Here is a 20,034-nt window from a genome sequence, read left to right on the forward strand (position 1 = left end):
TGTGGGCAATCTCCAGGCGAAATCCTATGGCGCACTTTCCTGCATTGCTTCGTCCGTCTCGCTGGCTGCAAGCGGTTGCTTCACGGTTCTCTGGAGGGCTAATCGTCGGTCTTGCCCTGTTTCCGTTCACGCTGTCGGCAGGGGCCGCCTGGAGTGCCGATCGCCTGATATTGTCCTACGGATTGCTGGCGCGATCGCTTCCAGTGGATTCGCTGCGCGTTTATGCCGAGGAAGGAACGATCGATGCTGACCTGCGAAGCTACGGACCCTTCATCAACAACGAACAGCTTGCCCAGTTGCGGCAAGTTCTTAATGCCAGAGCCGAGCTATCTCCGGTTGCAGTGGCGCAGTTTCTTTACACCAAGCAGGGTGAAATTCTGCTCAATCGCCTCGGCAATGTGATTCGGACGGAATCCAACCTGTCCGGGTTTTATGCGATTCGATCGGCACTAATTCTTGCTGCCTCTGAGCCAGAAGGTTTATCGCTGCTCAATGTCCTTGACAGTTTTCCTCATGAGGAAATTCGCATTGATTTAACCGAGACGCTGCGAATCGCCGGAGACCTGTCAGCCCTAATTCGCCAAACGCAAGCCGCGATTGCCCTGGTCGAGCAGCAGGCAGATCAGGAAGCCAGTACCCAATCGACGGTAGAGTTTGCGGTTTTGCCCGATCTGCGCCGTCCTGGAGAATATACCTGGCAGAAAAACACGTTGGAGCTAAACGATCGCCGCCGAAATCGCAGCTTTCCGGTAGACCTTTACCTGCCCCAGACCCAGGCTCAGGCTCAGGTGACAGCAGCTCCGCTCATCGTGATTTCCCACGGCTTAGGCTCCGATCGCACGAGCTATGGCTATCTTGCCCGCCAGCTTGCCTCGCACGGTTTTGTGGTTGCCGTACCCGAACATCCGGGCAGCAACGCTCAACAGCTTCAGGCTTTGATTTCCGGGAGTGCCAGCCAGGTTACTTCCCCCAACGAGTTTATCGATCGCCCGCTCGATATTAAATATCTGCTTAATCGATTGGATGCCCTGAATCGAAACAATCCCCGATTTCGCGGACGCTTTAACGTGCAGCAGGTGGGCGTGATCGGTCAATCGCTGGGTGGCTACACGGCTCTGGCTCTGGCAGGCGGCAGGATTAATTCGGCTCAACTCACGGAGGAATGCGCTCGATCGGAGTCGGAAACCCTGAACTTATCCCTGCTGCTGCAATGTCGCGCCGCTGAGCTGTCCTTACCGATTCCTAACTTAAAGGACGATCGCGTCAAAGCCATTATTGCGATTAATCCAATCGGCAGCAGTTTGATCGGTGCAGCGGATTTCGCCGCGATTCAAATTCCCGTCATGCTGGTGAGCAGCAGTGCGGATACGGTCAGTCCGGCATTGCTGGAGCAAATTGTGCCCTATAGCTGGCTCACCACGCCCAACAAATATCTGGTCATGCTGCAAGGTGGCACGCACTTCTCAACGATCAGCAAAGACGAAACCCGATCAGAAGATCTGGTTGAACTGCCGCCCCAGATCGTCGGACCCAATCCACTGCTGGCACAAACCTATCTGCGAAGCCTCAGCGTTGCCTTTTTGCAAACCTACGTTGCCGATCGCCCCGGCTACACCCCCTATCTGGAATCTGCCTACGCGCAGTTAATCAGCCGTCCTGATTTGCCCGTGCGCTTGGTGCGATCGATCACAGCGGAGCAAATTGCTCAGATTACCGGAACGCCTGTGCCTGATCCAAATGGCACTGAAACCCGCACCTCACGCCGATAAAGATTCTCCCCAATTCAGGGGCTGTCGGTTGTTTTTTGAGCAGGCTCCGATTGCAGAATGCTGCTCAGGATTGATGACGTTTTGAATCGAGATGATCTAGAAGGAATGGGTACAAGCATGATGGAGCGTCAGCCATGTTTGAGAACGAGCTACGAGCCACAGCACAGGCAATGGTGGTAACGGGCAAAGGCATTTTGGCAGCCGATGAAAGCTTTGGCACTGCAAACAAGCGATTTCAAAAACTCGGCATTCCCACGACCGAAGAAATGCGTCGCGCCTATCGAGAAATGCTGTTTACCACGCCCGGAATTGGCGATTTCTTTAGCGGCGTTATTCTGTTTGACGAAACAATCCGACAATCGACCGCCGACGGAACTCCCTTTGTGCAGTTGCTCAGCAATCAAGGCATTATCCCCGGTATTAAACTCGACGCAGGGGCAAAACCTCTGGCAAAGTCTCCCAACGAGCTTGTTACTGAAGGACTGGACGGACTGCGCGATCGCGTCAAAGAATACTACGAACTAGGCGCACGGTTTGCCAAATGGCGGGCAGTGATCACGATTGGGGAGGGCATTCCCACTCGTCGCTGCATCGAAGCAAATGCTCACGCACTGGCCCGCTATGCCGGAATTTGTCAGGAAGGGGGACTAGTGCCGATCGTCGAACCTGAAGTTTTAATGGACGGTGATCATACGTTGGAACGCAGCTACGCTGTGCATGAGGAAGTTCTGAAAACCGTGTTTTATGAGCTGCACCGCTACGGGATTGCGCTCGATCAAATGGTGCTAAAGCCCAGCATGGTGATTTCTGGTCAAACCAGTTCGCAGCCAGCTAGCGTTGAAGCAGTGGCTCAGGCGACGGTGAAGTGTTTGCTCGACTGTGTGCCCGCCTCGGTTCCGGGTTGCGCCTTCCTTTCGGGTGGACAAACCGATCAGCAAGCCACTGAACACCTGAATAGGATGAACGTCCTTTATGGCGGCAAACTTCCCTGGAAGCTGACTTTTTCCTATGGACGTGCCCTTCAGCAAGCGGCAATGCAAGCCTGGATGGGCAAACCTGAAAACGTTCCGACGGCTCAAAAGGCACTTGCGCTGCGGGCGAGATGCAATAGTGCTGCCAGTGTAGGCAAATACAGCCCCGAACTAGAAAAAGTCGCGGTGAGTGTGTAGACGGAAATAGCAAAACTGCATCAATAAAAAAACAAAAAAAGGGGGCAAAAGCCCCTTATTTCATAACATCAATTCTCCAGCCTAAGGGAACGTTAATTAACGACTTGCCATGACTTCGCGCTCAACCCCGATCGGATTCCGAATTTCAATCCGTCCGGCATAGGCTGCTTCCAGATAAGTCCCGCGACCGCTTGGGAAAGTTGCCGGATTGCGATCGATTTCGATGTACAGTTCCTTTGCCGGAAGTCCGATTCCACCGAAACCCGCCAGGGTTGCCAGCGCAGCCCCAATGCCAGCCGGCAGGTCAGTGATTAACAGCGTATTGCCATTCCAGCCAACTGCAAGATTGCTGCGATCGGGATTGCTTTTGAACTCAACTTTAGCAATGTTTTCGGTATCAGTTGTAATATAAAAAGCCATGATCTTCTCCTGGTAACGATTGTGTGATGACGCTTGTGGATGAACGAGATAGCGAATGACTGAAAAAGAGATTCAATTCATCGCCGAACTATTTCAGAAAATTTAGAGTGAAATTATTTTTTCTTTATCTAGCTTTTCTGATTTGCGGTTGAATTGCACTCGTGTTTCTCCTCTTCAGAGTCACTGTTTGATTCAGTAAACTTATCTTCTATTTTCAAATTTCAAATGAATCACCGCAGTACCCCAGTGGGTACTTTTCCTTTTGCAAAAACTATCAAATTTATAAATTTAATGAAGCGTTTCTGGAATAATTATAAGGAGTTGGGTAATCGTTCCCGCATTTATTTCCTAAGAAAAATCAAGACTTCGAGCTGTATTCCTCACCCCATTTCCATGAGCTACTACCTTTCTCCGCGCTTTCTCGACAAGCTGGCGATCCACATCACAAAAAACTTTCTTGACCTGCCCAGGGTCAAAGTACCGCTAATTCTAGGAGTCCATGGGCGCAAGGGCGAAGGCAAATCGTTTCAGTGCGATCTGGCATTTGAGCGGATGGGTGCTGAAGCCGTTTATATGTCGGCAGGAGAGCTAGAAAGCCCCGATGCAGGTGATCCGGCGCGGCTGATTCGCTTACGCTACCGGGAGGCAGCAGATCTAAGCAAAGTGCGAGGACGAATGGCAGTCTTGATCATCAACGACATTGATGCTGGAATGGGGCGGGTTGATCAAGCGACGCAATACACGGTCAACACTCAGCTTGTGGCAGGCACGCTGATGAATATTGCCGATAATCCCACTAATGTGCAGCTTCCCGGCAGCTATGACTCCCAGCCAATTCAGCGCATTCCAATCATCGTCACGGGCAACGACCTCTCGACGCTTTATGCCCCGCTGATTCGGGATGGACGAATGGAGAAATTCTACTGGGAACCTGATCGTGACGATCGCATTGGCATTGTGAGCGGCATTTTTTCCGAGGATCAAGTGTCGCGCAGCACGATTGAACAGTTAGTGGATACCTTTCCCACTCAGTCGATCGACTTTTATAGCGCGCTGCATTCGCGGCTGTACGATGAGCAGGTGCGACAGTTTATCGAATCCGTGGGTATCGAGCGGATTTCGCTGCGCGTGGTCAATAGCACTGAAGCCTTGCCCGAATTTCGTCCGCCCGATTTCAGCCTGCCACACCTAATTGAACTGGGAACGCAGCTCGTTCGCGAACAGCAGCGCATTCAGGAACTCCGGCTGGTGAAGCAATATCACGCTTCGCTGCATCAAGAACCAGCAGAAACGTCAACCTACACTGCTCCCACTGCTCCGACGAGCCGATCGCCCGTTGGGGGAATTGCAGATCGATCGTCTTCTGGAAATGGCGGGTCTGCTCCAGCAGCTTATGCGGGCAATGCTTCCAGTCCTCCTTCTGGGAATGGCTATTCTGGACGATCGCAAGGCAGCCCTAGCAATTTGACGGCAGAAGCAGGGCAGCAGATTCAAGAACTGGCGGACAATGGCTATCGCATCGCCATCGAGTATGTGGACGAACGGCGATTCCGCACCAATTCCTGGCAGTGCTACAGCAGTGTTGACGGCAGTGCTTCAGCCGCGATGAATGACTTAGAAACCTGTCTGCGAGAGCATCAAAACGACTATGTGCGACTGGTGGGCATTGACCCGCGCGATCGACGGCGCGTGATGGAGCGAGTGATTCAGCGTCCTGGAAGCAAAGTGTAAGGCTAGCCCTGTTCCTGCTTTAGGTTTGCCTTTGCCTGCTGCCAAAGCTGCTCTAATTCGTCCAGGGTGTAGTCTGCCAGCGATCGTCCGCCGCCCAATGCCTGCTCAACCTGGGAAAACCGCCGAATAAATCGATCGTTTGTACCGCGCATAGCCTCTTCCGGGTCGAGATCATACCAGCGTGCCAGGTTGACGATCGTAAATAGCAAATCGCCCAGTTCTGCCTGCTGATTTTCCTTCGGCTCCGACTGCAACGCCTGCTCGAATTCTCCCAGCTCCTCGTGAAACTTTGCCCAAACTCCTTCCACGTTCTCCCACTCAAAGCCAACCCCCGCTGCCTTGAGAGAAATCTTCATTGCAGCGGTTAAGGGCGGAAGCGAACGAGCATAGCGGCTTAGCTTGGGGCTGAGCATCACGGGTTCCTGCGGATGGGCTTGCTCCTCAGCTGCCTTGATTTGCTCCCAGTTTTGCTTTACTTGATCAACGCTCTCGACTTCGACCTCTCCAAATACATGGGGATGCCGCCGAATCAACTTTTCCGTAATCAACTCTGCCACCCTTGCCAAATCAAACTGTCCTGCCTCGCTAAAAATTTGTGCCTGAAGCACGACTTGCAGCAGCAAATCTCCCAACTCATCCGCAATCGACTCCGGCTGACCCTGCCGAATGGCGTCTACAACTTCGTATGCCTCCTCAAGCACGTAAGGCGTGAGCGACTCCGGCGTTTGTGCCAGATCCCACGGACACCCTCCTTCTGGCGATCGAAGCTGCGCTACCACCTCTATCAGCCGCTGCAAATTGGTAAGCATTCTCGATCGATCAACAAAATCAGTCATACTCACACTCGCAAAATTCCAAACTACCACCCTGCAAAACCCCTAACTCCTCACCCAGCTTGCTCGCAGCCGCTTCTTAGGATTGTAGCTCTCCTCATTTCCTCACCCCCTGATTCCCCCATCCTCTGATTTCCTTCCCTACTTTTTTTTCTTCTTCTTCCCCTTCGATCGCCCCAAAACTGCCCGCCAGCCCTTCTTCTTCACCTGCTTATAGGTCGAAAGGCTCCAATCTGCCGTGTAATGGCTAAACGCGCCAATCTCCAGCCCGATCGCAAATCCGAGGATTTCCCAGCGATATTGCCAGAGGCTTTGCTGCATCACCTGCCCAATCTCGCCCCACGTCCAGCCCATTTGCCATAGCTCATTCACGATTGCAATCATGCCCAACCCCAACAAACCCAGCCATGCCAGCAAATAGATAACCCGCAGCACGGTTCCGGTAATTGGCGCGTGGGAAAAGGGCGATCGATGCTTCAAACTGCCGCGATAGGGAATCCAGATCCAGCGCAACCAGCCCCAGCGTTTATAGTGAATCGAGTAAATATCTAGATCGGGACCGAGCATCAGTCCGCCGAACAAAAATCCGGCACAGAGGCTTAAGGTGAAGGGACTCTGGCGAGTGACTGCCAGACTCAAAATGGCAACCAGAGGCAAAGTCCAGAGGGTAATGCGATCGTGGGTGCGACCAGAAGGCATAAGTGTGGCGCAGGCTACCGATTAGGATTTGTTTTGCACTGGGTAACAAGATTTTATTCGAGAATCCGCAGAAATTCAGGTCGCAATTTTGAACTCTGTGATTATCCTATGGATATCGGGTTTAGTATCGCCACTATGAAGTTGTCACTTATTTCTGTTGCAGCTTTTTGTCTCTCTTTCAGCAGTCTGCTTGCCTGGGCAAACGTTTCTGAAGCGATGCCTGCCGCCGTGTCCCCTGCGGTTTCCTTTGGGCCTCAACCTGCCCTAATGCCTACGAGCGTTGATGATGCTGTTGCACCCATTGTTTTTTCAACGGAGGGCAGCGCAGCCGATTTGACCGTCGAAGCCCGATCGCCCAATGCCCCCAGAGCTGATCGTGCCGAAGCGTTCAATCTGACCGCGGAGCAAATCAACCAAAACTTGACAGACCCACCAGAACTGCAGGAAAACCCGCTCAGCGATCTGGCGCAAACTTTTTCTTTGCCAGAAGGAATGGTGGTTCGAGGGGTGAATCGAGGTGGAATCGCGATCGGCTCCGAGCTTCGGTAAGAACATTGCAGCGAAGTGCGCCCTCAAGCGCGATCGTCCTTTAGCCCGGATAGCCTCCGCCGGAAAAACTGTTTGACAAATGCGCTTGGTCTGCTAGTATTAATAATCGTGCAACCAATGCGCGGGCGGTTAGCTCAGTTGGTAGAGCGCCTGCCTTACAAGCAGGATGTCGCGGGTTCGAGTCCCTCACTGCCCATACTTTATCTCTCTTGTCTTGCTGTACGTCTTTTGTACCGCATATCTTGATTTAGATAGCTTGAGTCAGTCAGATCCTGATTCAGTCCAATTGGTTGAGTTCTAAATTGGTTGAGTTTCAAACGCAGGTTCAAGATCGGGCTGCACTGTGTCCCATTTGAGGAAATGGGAGACCAAATTTTTTGATTGATTTCAAAGCCTACAGGTTTCCAAGCTCCGCTTCAAAGCTCTTTTACAGCTCAGGGAGTAAAGCTTGAAGCAAGGACGTTCAGAGATGGGTAGTCAGTCTTTAATCCCTTTGGTTTCCAACCTGTTCTGCAATCCAGGCAAGGTAGGGAGCTGACCCGTGGACTAGCGGCAGGGCAATGATTTCGGGCACTTCGTAGGAGTGAAGTTCGTAGACTTTTGCTTCGAGCTGGTTAAATTGCCGCAGGTCGGTTTTGATCACAAGCTGCCATTCCTGATCGCGATGCACCTCCCCCTTCCAGGTGTAAATCGATCGAATCGGGGTCAGACTAACACAAGCTGCCAAACGAGCTGCCACTAGCCCTTCTGCGATCGTTTCTGCTTCTGACTGCGAGGCGGCGGTCACGAGAACAATGCCGTAATTTTGCGGGTTTTGATTCATACGCTTCCTTCTTCTGTTACTGGTGATTCTGTCCTGGGCAAGCTAGACGACAGCTTCCTCTAACGATTCAAGCGATCTCAGTCAGATTCAAGTCACCTAACCTTCATTCTTTGTTTTAAGGCAGCATCGACCATGGCAAATCCGAAGCCTGTACAAACTCCCGAATTTCTAGCACAGCAAAAACCGAAGTATGGAGAAAAGCCGTTAGGCAACACGATTGCCGTTCGCTTTTCTGCCGAAGTCGATTCCATCTTGCGTGAAAGAGCCGATCGCCAGCAGTTAATCCGTGCTGCGGTTGAAGTCTATCTACGGGATAAGGGCTTGCTGTAGGCTTTATTAGAGAATCAGGAAAAAGTATCTCTGACAAATTATTGATCATGCTACAAGTTGCGCTCTGGCTGCTCTGGGCTAGCTTTATCCTCTACGCCTTTTTGTTTGCGCCACCAAATCAGCCCGACACTCTTAATCTTATTCAAGACTTGATTAGCGGCAACTGGGACGGCATTAACCCGTTAGTGATCGCGCTGTTTAATATCCTGGGTATCGTGCCGCTGCTTTATGCGTCAGTGATGTTTCTAGACGGTCGTGGGCAAAAGGCTCCAGCGTGGTTATTTGCATCTTTTTCGTTTGGCGTTGGCGTCTTTTCGATTCTGCCTTATCTGGCACTGCGGCGATCGAATCCGACCTTTACCGGGCAGAAGAACTGGCTGCTGAAGCTGCTCGATTCTCGCATTACCGGAGGCTTTGTTGCAGTGGGGGCGATCGGTTTACTGATATACGGCATTACTGCGGGCGACTGGAGCAATTTTATTCAGCAGTGGCAAACGAGCCGCTTTGTTCACGTCATGAGCCTCGACTTTTGCCTGCTCTGTCTTTTGTTTCCCGTCCTGTTGCCAGACGATATGGCACGACGCGGATTGTCTGACCGTCGAATTTTTTGGGCAGTGTCGCTAATTCCGCTACTCGGTCCGCTGGCATACATCACGCTGCGTCCGCCGATTCGGGAAGAGAAACCGATCGAGCAAACTGCTGTACAGGTGTAGAGCCTGACTTCCTGTAAGGTTTCTTCCCGTTTGCATCTCTCCTCTTATGTCACAATAGATAACGGTTATTTATACTTTGTTGTCATTACAGGTAGTTCTGTGAGTCCCACTGTTTCAGCCAGCCCCTCTGCCAAAGCTGCGACCCGCCGCGCCGTTTTCCCCTTCACCGCGATCGTGGGTCAGGAAGAAATGAAGCTTGCGTTGCTTCTCAACGTCATTGACCCCAAGATCGGGGGCGTGATGATCATGGGCGACCGGGGAACCGGAAAATCCACGACAATTCGTGCCCTGGCAGATGTGTTGCCTGAAATTGATGTGGTCGCAGGCGATCCGTTCAATAGCCATCCGAGCGATACGGGCTTGATGAGCGATGCCGTCAAGCAGCAGATTGAAGCAGGAGAACCAATCCAGACTGCCAAGAAAAAAGTAACGATGATCGACCTGCCGCTCGGCGCAACCGAGGATCGAGTCTGCGGCACGATCGACATTGAAAAAGCCCTTTCTGAAGGCGTGAAGGCATTTGAACCGGGACTGCTAGCGCAGGCAAATCGCGGCATTCTTTATGTGGATGAGGTAAATTTGCTCGACGACCACCTAGTTGATGTGCTGCTTGACTCTGCCGCATCGGGCTGGAATACAGTCGAACGAGAAGGCATTTCGATTCGCCACCCGGCAAGATTTGTGCTGGTTGGTTCTGGCAACCCGGAAGAAGGCGAACTGCGTCCCCAGTTGCTCGATCGCTTTGGCTTACATGCCGAAATCCGCACGGTGAAAGAGCCAGCCCTGCGGGTGCAAATTGTGGAACAGCGATCGGACTTTGACCAAGACCCGGAGAGCTTTCTGGAAAAATATCAGGTGGAGCAAGATGCCCTGCAACAAAAGCTGATCAACGCCCAAACGCTGCTGCCTTCGGTGAAGATTGATCAGGACTTGAAGATCAAAATTTCCCAGGTCTGCGCGGAGCTGGATGTAGACGGACTGCGCGGCGATATCGTGACCAACCGCACTGCAAAAGCTCTCGCTGCCCTGGAAGGACGAGCAGAAGTAACGGTCGAAGACATTCAGCGCATTATCGTGATGGCACTGCGCCACCGTTTGCGGAAAGACCCGCTAGAGTCGATCGATTCGGGCTATAAAGTTGGCAAGGTGTTTGCCCAGGTGTTTGGTCTGCCTCAGCCGGAATAGCCCCTAATTTCCAGGCGATGGTTTGGTGCTAGCACGAGCGGGAAGCCCAGCCATCGCAACATCATCTAGCACTTAGCCTGCTCAGGGCGTTTGTGATTCAGATGTTTGTGACTCAGACGATCGCACAACTTCCCAGGGAATGCGATTGTCTGCTGCCAGAGCTAGAGCCATTGCCCTTGCCCCTGCAGCGTTAATATGGCTTGGGTCAACAAAGTACTGGTTCTGCATCAGCTCTGATCGCTGGCTCAAATCGACAAATGTAAACTGATGGCGATCGGCAACGCGCTGCATGTGCTGGCGAAACTGCTGCTCGTGGCGGCGACGAAGTGAGTCTAGATAATACTCAGTTAAGGGCAGATTCACATACACCAGACGAATTTGCTGCTCGCGTGCGAACCGGGCAACCAAGAGCGTGGACTGAAGCTGGCTGCCTGTAAGCTGAAAGTTTTGATAGTCACCGTCAAACTGGCCAGGAACTCTGCGAAAGCGGCGAAAATAGGTCTGTGGGTCAAACCGACCGGGAATCACTTCAAATCCGTTTGGGGTGAGGTCGGGTGGCAGCGGTGGACGGGTCGGGCGGCTGGACGCATTTTGGCTAGTTTTTTGATTTGCTTGCAGCGTGAGAGCCATCCACTGGCTGCGCGGCGGAATCGGACGATCGCCCTGCTGCACGCGCCGATAGCCTTCTGAAGCAATAATGCCGTTATAGGTAATATCGGGACGACCGCTATTAAACGCCCGCGACCCGTCTCCCCAGATCACTAGGCGCGGCAACTGTTCGGGCAGCAGAATGTCGTTCAGCAGCACATCGATTACCTGAGCCGTTGCCCCATTGATGCCAAAGTTAAACACTTTTAGCCCTGGATAGCCTCGCTTTGCTAATCCTTCCTGAAGCGCGATCGGATCAATGCCCTGAAGCGATCGAGAGCTACCAATAATCAGCACATCAGGTTTGCCAAATGTGCGGAGGTAGCGGCTATAGAGGTGAAGTTCCTGGTCAAGCCGCTGACTGTTAAAAGACGGAAAATTATACGGCGGCAGCAGCAGATCGGGCATCAGCAGTGGCGGCAGCGGCAAAATCAGCGATGAAAGACGCGGCTGCGGAATGGGCGGAAGCGTATCGTTTTGGCCTGGCTCGATTGTTTCAGGAGAGGGGCTGTCAGCCGATTGATTTTGCTGGGCAATCAGATGATTTTTAAAGCCCAGGATGTTATCTGCTAATGCAGTGCCCCGTAAGCCTTGAAACAGCGTGAACAGCAGTCCAACCAGGAGCAGTTTCTTGAGTTGCATAAAATAACCCCGATGATCCTGACTCGCAAAACAGCTAGAACAGGGCAACTAAAGCTCTATATCCCTCGATCGAAAGAGGGCGTATCAGCGAAAACACCGATTCTAAACTATCCTTAAGCTTGAGCTGGGGTCAACTGTTTGCTGCAAAGTGACCAAAGATTGATAAATGATTGGTTTTCAGAACTTACGGTTTGCGGATCGTTCAATTAAATGGATTAAATTGAGCAACCTTCGTGAACTGCGTCCAGAAGAATGAATAAAAACCTATTTTTGACTCAGGATTAGCCAATTGTAAGCCTCGGGTGCGTTAGGCTTTGCCAACACACAATCCTTACCGATACAGAACCTTTACCGGCTGATGCTTTGCCTATTCATCCATGATACAGGCGATCGACAAATCATCCGGTAAGAAGAGGCTTAAAAAGTTAGAGTCGTCGCCAAACTGTGAAGAGCAAAAAGCAATAGCAACCCGAACCTGCAATCAAATTGACAGCAAAAAAGCAGCCCCCAAAGGAAAAGGACTGCATGGTTCGATTCCTCCAATATTTGGATATTAGTCAGAGGAGCGATCGGTTCTCTTCTACCTAAAGAGATAGGACACAAGCTGAACGAATCACAAATCAAAATGAATTGATTGCGTTTTACTAAACATTCGTGTTGTTGTCGATCTGCTGTAGAATTTCCTGTGCTTTTTTCACTTCTTCTTGGGTACCGCCATCCATAAGCAGCAGGAAGTTTTGCTCTGTGGGGGTCGAGTCTGCTACCGCCTGTTTATTGACAAAGCCGCCCGTGATTGCTGCGATCGCGGCTCCACCTGCTGCTCCAACACCGCTTGCAATTAAGGTAAAGGTCAAAATTTGGCTAAAGGGAGCCATGCTGGGCGAAGCAGGATCATGCAGACTGAGCGCAGCAATCAAAAAGCCTGCCATTGCCCCTAACACGGTTCCGGCGATCGCGCCTTTCCCCGCGTTAGCAGCCGCCTCGGTTTGGGACAGTTTGGGCGTTGATTGCAGTGCCTCTGGAACCAGGGCGAGCCGCTCTGGAGAAAAGCCTGCATCTTGAAGGGCACTGAGAGCAGTTGCCCCTTGCTGAACGTCAGAGAATTTTTTGATTGGATACTGATGGGATTGAGCGAGCTGTACCATGACTGTAAAGTCCTAATTTGCTTCAAGAGGACAGTCAAAAGAAAGTTCAAGTGAATCCTGTCTTCTATTGACGAATTCTTTTGAGCAAAAACACTCGCTCGATAGTTATAAACCACAAAAAAGGGACACTTCTCAGCATCCCAAAGTTCATGATTGACCTCTGCAAAACATTCGATCTTCGATCGATTCAAAATTAGCGAGAATCGGTTCCCTGGTTGGGGCTGCCCTCAATGCTTGGATTGTCGGTTCCTGGTGCTTCTGGTGCAGCACCTGATGATGAAGCGCCCGAGCGAACATCGTTGCGTGCGCCCTGTCCGGTTCTGCGAGTCCGCTCATCCAGCGTGGTTTGCTTACCGCCGGATGGCTCGGTGGACGTTCTCGGCTGAGAAGCAGGAACGCTCACTTCGAGCAGTTCATTCATCGAAAAGTTGTTGGTATTCACCCCGGCATAGTTAATCTTTGTAAAACGAACAACAACCGGATACTTGACGCCGCTCTGGTCAACTGATGCGACAGTTCCAAAATCTTGAAACCAGAAGGACTCTTTACGGAGAACCTGAACTGTCGAGCCACGCTGAATCATAACAAGTGTCCCCTTGAAAATAACTAAACAGGAATTAAATCTAAGTTAAACAGATACCCGATGCCTGCACTCCGACATATCTCTCAATAGGCGTATCTCTTAAGCAGGAGATGTTTAAGTTTTGTTACCAAATTTACTGCTCGATCGCTCCCCTCCTGCAAAGCCAAAACGCAAAAAAACCACACAGCAAAACTGCATGGTCCTGAAGCAAGAAAAATTAAGTTTTTTGATGTTTTTTAAAGGCGGGGATTCACGTCTTTTGCCATGTCTAGAAAAGCTGCTGGGTCGGCATCCGAGAATCCTTCGGTCGCCTGCGACGCATCAGACTGGCTGCTTATTTTACTGATATCGAGGTTAGGAGAAGTTGCTTCTTCGGCTGCTTTTTCGCCTTCGCCCGTACGATCGATCGCGGCAACATCAAATTGTTTTGATAATTCATAGTCTGAAGCAACATCAACCTGGGGCATTTTCTCATCGCCCGTCTTGATTTCTTCGACCATGCGTTCAGCATCAAAATTAGAGTTTGCACCAGCTTGAGTCATATTCTACTCCTTGTAACTTTTGCTATGAATATCGCGGATTGAATGGGCTAATCGTACCAACTGCTTTTTCGAGCCATACCACCCTTGAGGCAGATTTAATTCTTTTCGCAGGAGAGATTTCGAAAAGACAATTCCACTTTTCAAAGTCTTTCCTCGGAGCGTTTCCGATGGCTTCAGTAACCTGCTAAATCTAGACGGGAAAAAGTTCAGGAGATAACAAACGATGACATTTAATACCGATCAGAACTCTCAACTGCTTGCAGAAAAAGAACAGCGCGTTTTTCAGTCGTATGGTGAATTGGGAATTGACGATCGCCTTGCATTGCTTTATTTGATTTATGAGAAAATGGGTGAGTCGATTACGCCTGCAGCTCCGGCAGCAGCAGAACCTAATCTGGCTCCTGTACTGCTGGGTGATTTTTATCATCTTGACAAGGACAAACAGCTCGCCGTTATGCGCGAAATCGTGAACCGTGAAGAGACAGAATATTCCAGAGCATACGGCGGTTTGAGAGAAAATAATCAGCTTGCAGTGTGGTATGCCTGGGCAAAGGGCATGGGCGATACCGTAGTGGGAATGCCAGACAACTATCAGCCCACGGACGCAATCCAAAACCTGCTGAAGGCGCTCGAAGACCTGGAGTTTCAAGAGCAGATTTCAGTCCTGCGTTTGATCGCGAGCAACATGGGCTACAGCGAAGTGGAGCCAATTCCAACTCAGGCAGAAACCGGAAAGACCTCTAGTTTCTAAAGAAACTCCTGATATCTAGACGGCACATCGATATTTCAGCTAGATATTTCGGCAGCGATCGTTCAGAGTCTAGGGGCAGTCGGCAAGCTGCCCTTATTTTTATAGAACGTTTCCTGATAGACGTGAACTGTGCAGGTGGTCTGCCGTATCACTAAGTTTCAGAAATCGTAAAACCTTCGATCAGCATTCGGATCGAAAACTGGAGAAATCGATCGAACGCTTTCCCCTGAGCGACAAATCGTTGCTTATCCCATCGTTGCCCATCGCATTGCTAAACCCAACTAACACCCCTTAAGCGGCTTCTGGATAAATCGAATCAATCGGTTCTGCTTCTGGCTCTGGGTCAAACTCAACTTCTGGTACGGGGATATCTGCTCCGTTAATCGTTGTCCCCAAAAACTGAATTTCTTCTGACTCCAATAGCTGTTGCGTCGTTTCGTTCAGCAAGGCCTCTTCGGTTACTTCAGGACGCGCTACCAGCATAATGCCATCGCTGAGCGGCTCCAGCAGCAGGGCATCGCTCGATCGACTCAAAGCGGGTGTATCTAGAACGACCCAATCAAACTGTTCTCGTCCGATTTTAATGAGCTGTCGCATTGCGTCCGATTCCAGAATGGCTGCGGCATATCGCTGGGGCGCAAGGCTCGGCACAATAAATAAATGATCGATCGCCGGAACTGCCCGAATACAGCGATCGAGCTGCTGATAATACTCTGCCGATTTAAAGGCTAGACCATCAGATGGCTGAAGGTGCAGAGCGGTGGCTTGAGAAGGCGATCGAAGGTCTGCTTCAATCAGCAGCGTCTTTTTGCCTGCCCGTGCTGCCGCGACTGCAAGATTGTAAGCCGTGACCGTTTTTCCTTCGCCGCTCACTGTGCTGGTAATCAAAACGACCTTTAGCTCAGGTTCGCCCCCAATTCGCTTCAGGTTAGTCCTCAGTCGCTCATAGAAGTCTAGATAGGGCGAGTCCGCTTCTAAGACGGGCAACTGCTCATCTTCCTCGGGCAACAAAGGCAAAATGCCCAGCACGGGAACTTCTTGCTGGCGCAAAGCTGCCTGGATATCTTCAGATGTGTAGAACGTGGGATCGATCATTCCCAGCACCATGACTAGTCCCCCACCAACCAGTACGGCGAATACCCCGCCTAATAATAGAATCATGCTGCCGCTCAAGCTAGCTTCGCTAGTCGCCTCGGTTGCCGGCGGCTCAGCCACAATTAAGCTGCCAACCGTTTCTTCTTGCGCCAGTTTTGCATCTGCTAAGCGTGCCTGTACCTGATTGTAGAAAGTCTGCTTCAGGGCAATCTGCTGCTGAAGTCGCTGCTGTTCGAGCTGCTTATTCGGAATGCTGCCATACTCTCGCCGAAGCTCCTGTTCCGATCGCACTAGGTCGGTGAGCTGCTGCTGAAGGGTTTGCTGCTGAGTGGCTAGCCCGACTAAGGTATCTGCCAGTGCCTTTCGTGCCGGGTCGAGGCTACTGGCTTGGCGAATCTGCTGTAATGCTGTTCTTCGTCCGAGAGCATTATCACGATCCAGGGAAGCTGCGATTGGATTGCCGCCAATCACTTCACCCACCCGTGCCTGAAGCTGCTGCTCATACACTTCGAGCTGACTCTGTAAGTCCAGCATTGTTGGATGATCGGGACGCAGGGTTTTGGCAAATAGCTCCCGCTGCGATTCCACCTGATAAATTCGCGCCCGCAAGTCGGCAAGAATCGGATCGGCACTCAGGGCAGAAGCAAGATAGGCTTGTTCAGGAGTCATGCCCAGACGGTTCTGCAAGCTGCGAATTTGAGCAGTCATTCCCGTGAGGGCTAATCGAAGCTGTCGCTGCTGCTGCTGAGTGCTGGTGATTGCGCCGAGCAAACTACCGCTTTCGGCTGCTTCGATCGCCGTTCCTTCTCGCCGCACATAGGTTTCAAGCTGCTGTTCTGCCGATCGCAGTTCGTCGGTGACTTTCGGCAAAAGCTGATCCAGGTTTTCGATCACGCGCCGCAATTGCTGCGTATTAAATTGACGGCTCTGCTCGATCATGGCTTTCATGAGCAGATTAGTGACTTTTTGCGATCGCTCTTTGCTGCTGTCTTGATACGCCACGGTAATGCGTAGAGCCTGAGAGCCAGCTGGAGCAGCACCCGCAGCTTCTGTGCCATTTCCCGTAACGGTAACTTTGGCACGCTGCGTTAAAGCCAGTTCCGATAGGCGAATCTCCTCTGCCTCAAGCAGCTTGAGCGTCGCGCTAACGACCTGATCGGAAAGCAGCATTTCCTTGGTTACAGCCTGTCCTTGCCGCTGTAATGCCGTTCCTGTAGCAGAAAAAACGTCTGGCGGCGCGCCATAGGTGAGAGCGCCCTCGGTTACATAGGTTGCTGTGGGTGGCTTTTGCAGCACTGCCGCTCCGCCTGCAAGCCCTGCGACGACCAGGAATCCGGCGAGTCCAGCCCATTTATGTCGATCGAGGGCGATCCAATATCGCTTAATGAAGGGGGGAGTCATGGGTTAGCCCTTGGTTATTGCCCTCACGTTGCCAGCCTTAGTGTTCCCTGAGTGTCCTGCCGAATCGCGGTTGATCTTAACGTCTGAGCTTTAATCACTTGATCTCGATTCCCCTGACGGACCAAACAAACTTGCCGCACTGTTGCCAAGCGACTGAAAAAACAGCAAAAATCCCAGCACATCGCGAAATGGCTGCGTGAACGTATTCAGCGCATAGGTAATTCGTGCTACCCAGTTCCGACCAATCACAATCACATCGTCGTTTTCCAACATCGGGTCTTGCGTCGAGTCACCGAGCATCGCCTTTTTGCCGTCTAGCTCCTGACTCACGGCTTTTTGCTGCTGTTCATCAAACCGCACCAACCCCACATTGCGAATGTCAGCACTATTAAGATCGATCGATATTGCAGTCAGGGCATCGAGAAACCGACTGCCGCTCGGCAGTGCTAAACTTCCCATCGCGCCTCCATTTCCGGCAGCGTAATTCATGATCCGAATCTGAATTTGCTGCTGTGCCAGGGTGGATTGCGCCATCAGCATCCGGTTATAGCCCTCATCGCTGGTGCGTGAAGGAATCACGATCGTATCGCCATCGCTTAGCCGCACATCCGGTAGGGTTCGAGACTGGGAAAAGGGCGTGTACAAGTCAATTTCTCGATCGCGTACCGAGCCATCGGGCATTTGCCGTTGTACCCGAACCGATCGCAGATCTGCCTGTCCGCTGGTTCCGCCTGCTGCAATCAACGCTGAGGTCAACTGCGGCGACTGCAACGGATAAAAGCCCGGACGCACCACCTCACCCACGATCGTTACTGAAACCGGACGTTGCCCCACTAGCATCAGATCGATTTGCGGCTGAATTACAAAGCGATCGAGCGCGGTTTGAATTTTCGCTTTTGCTTCTTCCAGGGTTAACCCCTCTAATGGCAACGCGCCCACCAGGGGAATCAGCAGATTGCCCGCCGGATCGATCGTGTTCTGAAAGGTCAGATCAGGAAAGCGAAAGACATTCACAAACAGCGAATCGCCTGCTCCTAAACGATATTCATCAAACTCATCAGCCGATTGGGAAACTTCCTGGAAAATATCGGTGATTGAGGTAGGTACTTCTCTAGAAGGCAGCCTTTGGGGGTCTGCTGAATTGATCGGCATCTCCGAGTTGGCTTGAGCTGCCTGATAAAAGACGCTTGCCTGGGTCGCCCAGAACAGCGAAGTAAGCGAGAGGATTATGAGTTGGCGAAACATAGGGATCAGGTGTGCGGTCTACAGGAAGCAATCACCCTGACAGCAAAATCAATCACAGCCTATGGTGAAGGCTGAAGGGCAGTTTCAGTCAAAGCAGTCTGAATTTGCTGTGCCAGGGTTTCGAGTGGAAGACGCACCGTTTCAATGTTTCCCAAAGGAGTGATTGGCTGCATCACACTGACGGCAATCCAAGCAAGTGGCTGCTCGGTTTTCCACTGCGTTATCTGGTTTGCCCAAAACCAGTTGGTCGGGGAAGGACTGCCGCCCGTTGACCAGGCATACCACTGCATCACGGCATAGGTGCGTTCCTTTGTCCAGCCGCGCAGGAATCGAGCCTTCACTGGAATCGACTGTCCATTTGAACCAGTCACCCTAAACTCGATCGATCGCGCTGAGTCTGTCTTCCACTGCTGGAGTCCGTTGATATCCATCCAGTCCACCTGAGGCAAATCGCGAATCCAGGTTTGGGGACGCAGCAGCAGCAGGGTTGTGGTTTGCGGTGTGGCAAGTGCGGCTTCTGCTTCAGGCATGATTGCCTCAGTGGGGAAAGTGCTTCGCATCGCCTGCGCTGACCAGCTATGTCCGCCAATTTTGATCGATCGCTGGTTCAGCGTTTGCCAGCCTTTCAGGGCAAGTCCCTGTTGCTGAATCTGTTTGAGCTGCTTGACCTGCGCGAGTTCGGGCAAATGATTCCACGTCCAAGCTTGCGTCCAGTAGTTTGGCACAACGATCGCCACAACGATTGCCAGTGTAAATAAGACGATGCTTTGTTTGATCACAGCCCATTTCATTACAGTCATTCGAAATGAAATCATCAGAAATCTGTGGGTTGAGGAGCAGTATCGTTTGATTGGCGATCGATCCAGCGCATTAGCAGCACAATCAGCCCCAGCAGCACAGTGGAAAACAGATCGCCGCCCCAGCCGTCATGCAGCCAGTGAAAACCCGCCTCCTGCGCTGTGCCGTAAAAGTAGGTCAATAATGCATTGCGAATAATATTAGCAATCAGATTCAGCAGCAAGATTCCCGCTAGTAGCCGCATCACCTGTGAGCGAGACATCCGTGCTCCTGTCCAGTAGAGCAAAATCATCCCCACATAAAGGCTGGTAAACAGCATTTTTAGCCCCGCACAGTAGGGAGCAACTTCTACCACGCGATCGTTTACAAACAGGTAAATCTCATCCACCCGCACCGGCATTCCCGCTTGCACCAGCAAAAACCCTGCAACTCCGGCAATAAAACGCTGAAGCGGCAGGGTATAGGGTACGAGCAAATAGGGAACTGAGTTGGGCGTTGCTAGCAGCACCAGCAGCAGCGGAAATGCCTGAAGCCGCAGACCGGGAATCCCCTTCAGCCACAGACAAAGCCCCGCCAGCAAAATCGGCAGTGACAGATTAATCGCGTCCGGGAGCGGGCTGAGATACCAGACCAAGCCCAGCGTCAGCAGCACCATGCCGCCAAGGTGAGTGCGATCGGGTAAGGTCTGCCAGCGATGCCGTTTTGACCAGACCAGATAGGCAGCAAAAGGCAAGCCTAGCAGCCCGTGGCTAAAGTATTCATGCTCGGTGCTGATGGATTTGTTGATCCAGCCATCGATCCAGTGCAGCAGCAGCGGCGTGTACAGTAACAGCAGCAAACCGCCGATCGCCAGTATGGGCAATTGTTGAGGAAGTGCATCGAGTTTTTGCCTGACGTGCATAAGCGCAGGAAATGCTTTTCAGAATGGCTGTTTCTAGCATTCCCGCAACTGCCTTCCAAACA

General features: G+C 51.6%; 20 protein-coding genes and 1 tRNA gene. 9 read left to right on the top strand and 12 right to left on the bottom strand.

What is annotated here, in order from left to right:
* Positions 1-26 precede the first annotated feature (26 nt).
* Positions 27-1,769 carry an alpha/beta hydrolase gene (locus NDI45_RS05830; RefSeq protein ID WP_190792499.1) on the top strand — a complete coding sequence of 581 codons (1,743 nt, stop codon included), beginning with the start codon at positions 27-29 and terminating at the stop codon, positions 1,767-1,769.
* A 134-nt stretch (positions 1,770-1,903) separates the two neighbouring features.
* Positions 1,904-2,938 carry a class I fructose-bisphosphate aldolase gene (locus tag NDI45_RS05835; RefSeq protein WP_348246748.1) on the top strand — a complete coding sequence of 345 codons (1,035 nt, stop codon included), beginning with the start codon at positions 1,904-1,906 and terminating at the stop codon, positions 2,936-2,938.
* Between the two features lie 96 nt (positions 2,939-3,034).
* Here the strand turns inward: NDI45_RS05835 and NDI45_RS05840 are convergent, their stop codons facing one another.
* On the bottom strand, positions 3,035-3,358 hold the full coding sequence (locus NDI45_RS05840) for a hypothetical protein (RefSeq protein WP_190792497.1): 324 nt from the start codon (positions 3,356-3,358) through the stop codon (positions 3,035-3,037).
* 393 nt (positions 3,359-3,751) lie between these two features.
* Between NDI45_RS05840 and NDI45_RS05845 the strand changes: the two genes are divergently transcribed.
* On the top strand, positions 3,752-5,089 hold the full coding sequence (locus NDI45_RS05845; RefSeq protein ID WP_348246749.1) for a ribulose bisphosphate carboxylase small subunit: 1,338 nt from the start codon (positions 3,752-3,754) through the stop codon (positions 5,087-5,089).
* 2 nt (positions 5,090-5,091) lie between these two features.
* Here the strand turns inward: NDI45_RS05845 and mazG are convergent, their stop codons facing one another.
* On the bottom strand, positions 5,092-5,925 hold the full coding sequence (gene mazG, locus NDI45_RS05850) for a nucleoside triphosphate pyrophosphohydrolase (protein WP_190792495.1): 834 nt from the start codon (positions 5,923-5,925) through the stop codon (positions 5,092-5,094).
* Between the two features lie 138 nt (positions 5,926-6,063).
* Positions 6,064-6,621 carry a metal-binding protein gene (locus tag NDI45_RS05855; RefSeq protein WP_190792494.1) on the bottom strand — a complete coding sequence of 186 codons (558 nt, stop codon included), beginning with the start codon at positions 6,619-6,621 and terminating at the stop codon, positions 6,064-6,066.
* A 135-nt stretch (positions 6,622-6,756) separates the two neighbouring features.
* Here NDI45_RS05855 and NDI45_RS05860 point away from each other — a divergent pair, with 135 nt between their 5' ends.
* Positions 6,757-7,170 (top strand): hypothetical protein, encoded by a 414-nt coding sequence (locus NDI45_RS05860; RefSeq protein ID WP_190792493.1) that lies wholly within the window; start codon positions 6,757-6,759, stop codon positions 7,168-7,170.
* A gap of 123 nt (positions 7,171-7,293) precedes the next feature.
* Positions 7,294-7,366, top strand: a tRNA-Val gene (locus NDI45_RS05865).
* A gap of 288 nt (positions 7,367-7,654) precedes the next feature.
* Here NDI45_RS05865 and cutA read toward each other — a convergent pair.
* Positions 7,655-7,993 carry a divalent-cation tolerance protein CutA gene (gene cutA / locus NDI45_RS05870; protein ID WP_190792492.1) on the bottom strand — a complete coding sequence of 113 codons (339 nt, stop codon included), beginning with the start codon at positions 7,991-7,993 and terminating at the stop codon, positions 7,655-7,657.
* A gap of 132 nt (positions 7,994-8,125) precedes the next feature.
* Between cutA and NDI45_RS05875 the strand changes: the two genes are divergently transcribed.
* The 3 genes from NDI45_RS05875 (at position 8,126) to bchI (ending at position 10,221) form a co-directional block, all read left to right on the top strand.
* The gene (locus NDI45_RS05875) at positions 8,126-8,323 is read left to right on the top strand and encodes a hypothetical protein (RefSeq protein WP_190792491.1); all 198 of its coding nucleotides are present in this window, start codon (positions 8,126-8,128) and stop codon (positions 8,321-8,323) included.
* A 44-nt stretch (positions 8,324-8,367) separates the two neighbouring features.
* Entirely contained in the window at positions 8,368-9,036 is a 669-nt protein-coding gene (locus tag NDI45_RS05880; protein ID WP_190792500.1) for a DUF2834 domain-containing protein, read from the top strand.
* A 99-nt stretch (positions 9,037-9,135) separates the two neighbouring features.
* A complete protein-coding gene (bchI, locus tag NDI45_RS05885) occupies positions 9,136-10,221 on the top strand; it encodes a magnesium chelatase ATPase subunit I (protein WP_190792490.1) in 1,086 nt (361 codons plus the stop codon).
* A gap of 81 nt (positions 10,222-10,302) precedes the next feature.
* Here the strand turns inward: bchI and NDI45_RS05890 are convergent, their stop codons facing one another.
* The 4 genes from NDI45_RS05890 to NDI45_RS05905 form a co-directional block, all read right to left on the bottom strand.
* Positions 10,303-11,511: a hypothetical protein gene (locus NDI45_RS05890; protein ID WP_348246750.1), complete on the bottom strand. Its 1,209-nt coding sequence runs from the start codon at positions 11,509-11,511 to the stop codon at positions 10,303-10,305.
* 644 nt (positions 11,512-12,155) lie between these two features.
* Positions 12,156-12,656, bottom strand: coding sequence for a hypothetical protein (locus tag NDI45_RS05895; RefSeq protein ID WP_348246751.1), 501 nt, complete (start codon positions 12,654-12,656; stop codon positions 12,156-12,158).
* 193 nt (positions 12,657-12,849) lie between these two features.
* Positions 12,850-13,239, bottom strand: a complete 390-nt coding sequence (locus NDI45_RS05900) for a photosystem I reaction center subunit IV (protein WP_190790338.1) — start codon at positions 13,237-13,239, stop codon at positions 12,850-12,852.
* A gap of 236 nt (positions 13,240-13,475) precedes the next feature.
* Positions 13,476-13,781 (bottom strand): hypothetical protein, encoded by a 306-nt coding sequence (locus NDI45_RS05905; RefSeq protein WP_348246752.1) that lies wholly within the window; start codon positions 13,779-13,781, stop codon positions 13,476-13,478.
* A gap of 223 nt (positions 13,782-14,004) precedes the next feature.
* On the opposite strand from NDI45_RS05905, the gene NDI45_RS05910 reads away from it, so the two are divergent.
* Positions 14,005-14,532 (top strand): orange carotenoid protein N-terminal domain-containing protein, encoded by a 528-nt coding sequence (locus NDI45_RS05910; protein WP_348246753.1) that lies wholly within the window; start codon positions 14,005-14,007, stop codon positions 14,530-14,532.
* 291 nt (positions 14,533-14,823) lie between these two features.
* On the opposite strand, the gene NDI45_RS05915 is transcribed toward NDI45_RS05910, so the two are convergent.
* The 4 genes from NDI45_RS05915 to crtB all read right to left on the bottom strand — a co-directional run bounded on the left by NDI45_RS05915 (position 14,824) and on the right by crtB (position 19,972).
* The gene (locus NDI45_RS05915; RefSeq protein WP_348246754.1) at positions 14,824-17,028 is read right to left on the bottom strand and encodes a lipopolysaccharide biosynthesis; all 2,205 of its coding nucleotides are present in this window, start codon (positions 17,026-17,028) and stop codon (positions 14,824-14,826) included.
* Positions 17,029-17,118: 90 nt separating this feature from the next.
* Positions 17,119-18,273: a polysaccharide biosynthesis/export family protein gene (locus tag NDI45_RS05920; RefSeq protein WP_190792550.1), complete on the bottom strand. Its 1,155-nt coding sequence runs from the start codon at positions 18,271-18,273 to the stop codon at positions 17,119-17,121.
* Positions 18,274-18,332: 59 nt separating this feature from the next.
* Complete coding sequence (locus NDI45_RS05925) at positions 18,333-19,052, bottom strand: cyanoexosortase B system-associated protein (RefSeq protein WP_348246755.1); 720 nt, start codon at positions 19,050-19,052, stop codon at positions 18,333-18,335.
* Positions 19,053-19,087: 35 nt separating this feature from the next.
* Entirely contained in the window at positions 19,088-19,972 is an 885-nt protein-coding gene (gene crtB, locus NDI45_RS05930) for a cyanoexosortase B (protein ID WP_190792548.1), read from the bottom strand.
* Between the last annotated feature and the right edge of the window lie 62 nt (positions 19,973-20,034).

This window comes from Leptolyngbya sp. GB1-A1 (assembly GCF_039962475.1).
In the GTDB taxonomy this organism is placed as follows: Bacteria; Cyanobacteriota; Cyanobacteriia; order Elainellales; family Elainellaceae; genus Leptolyngbya_A.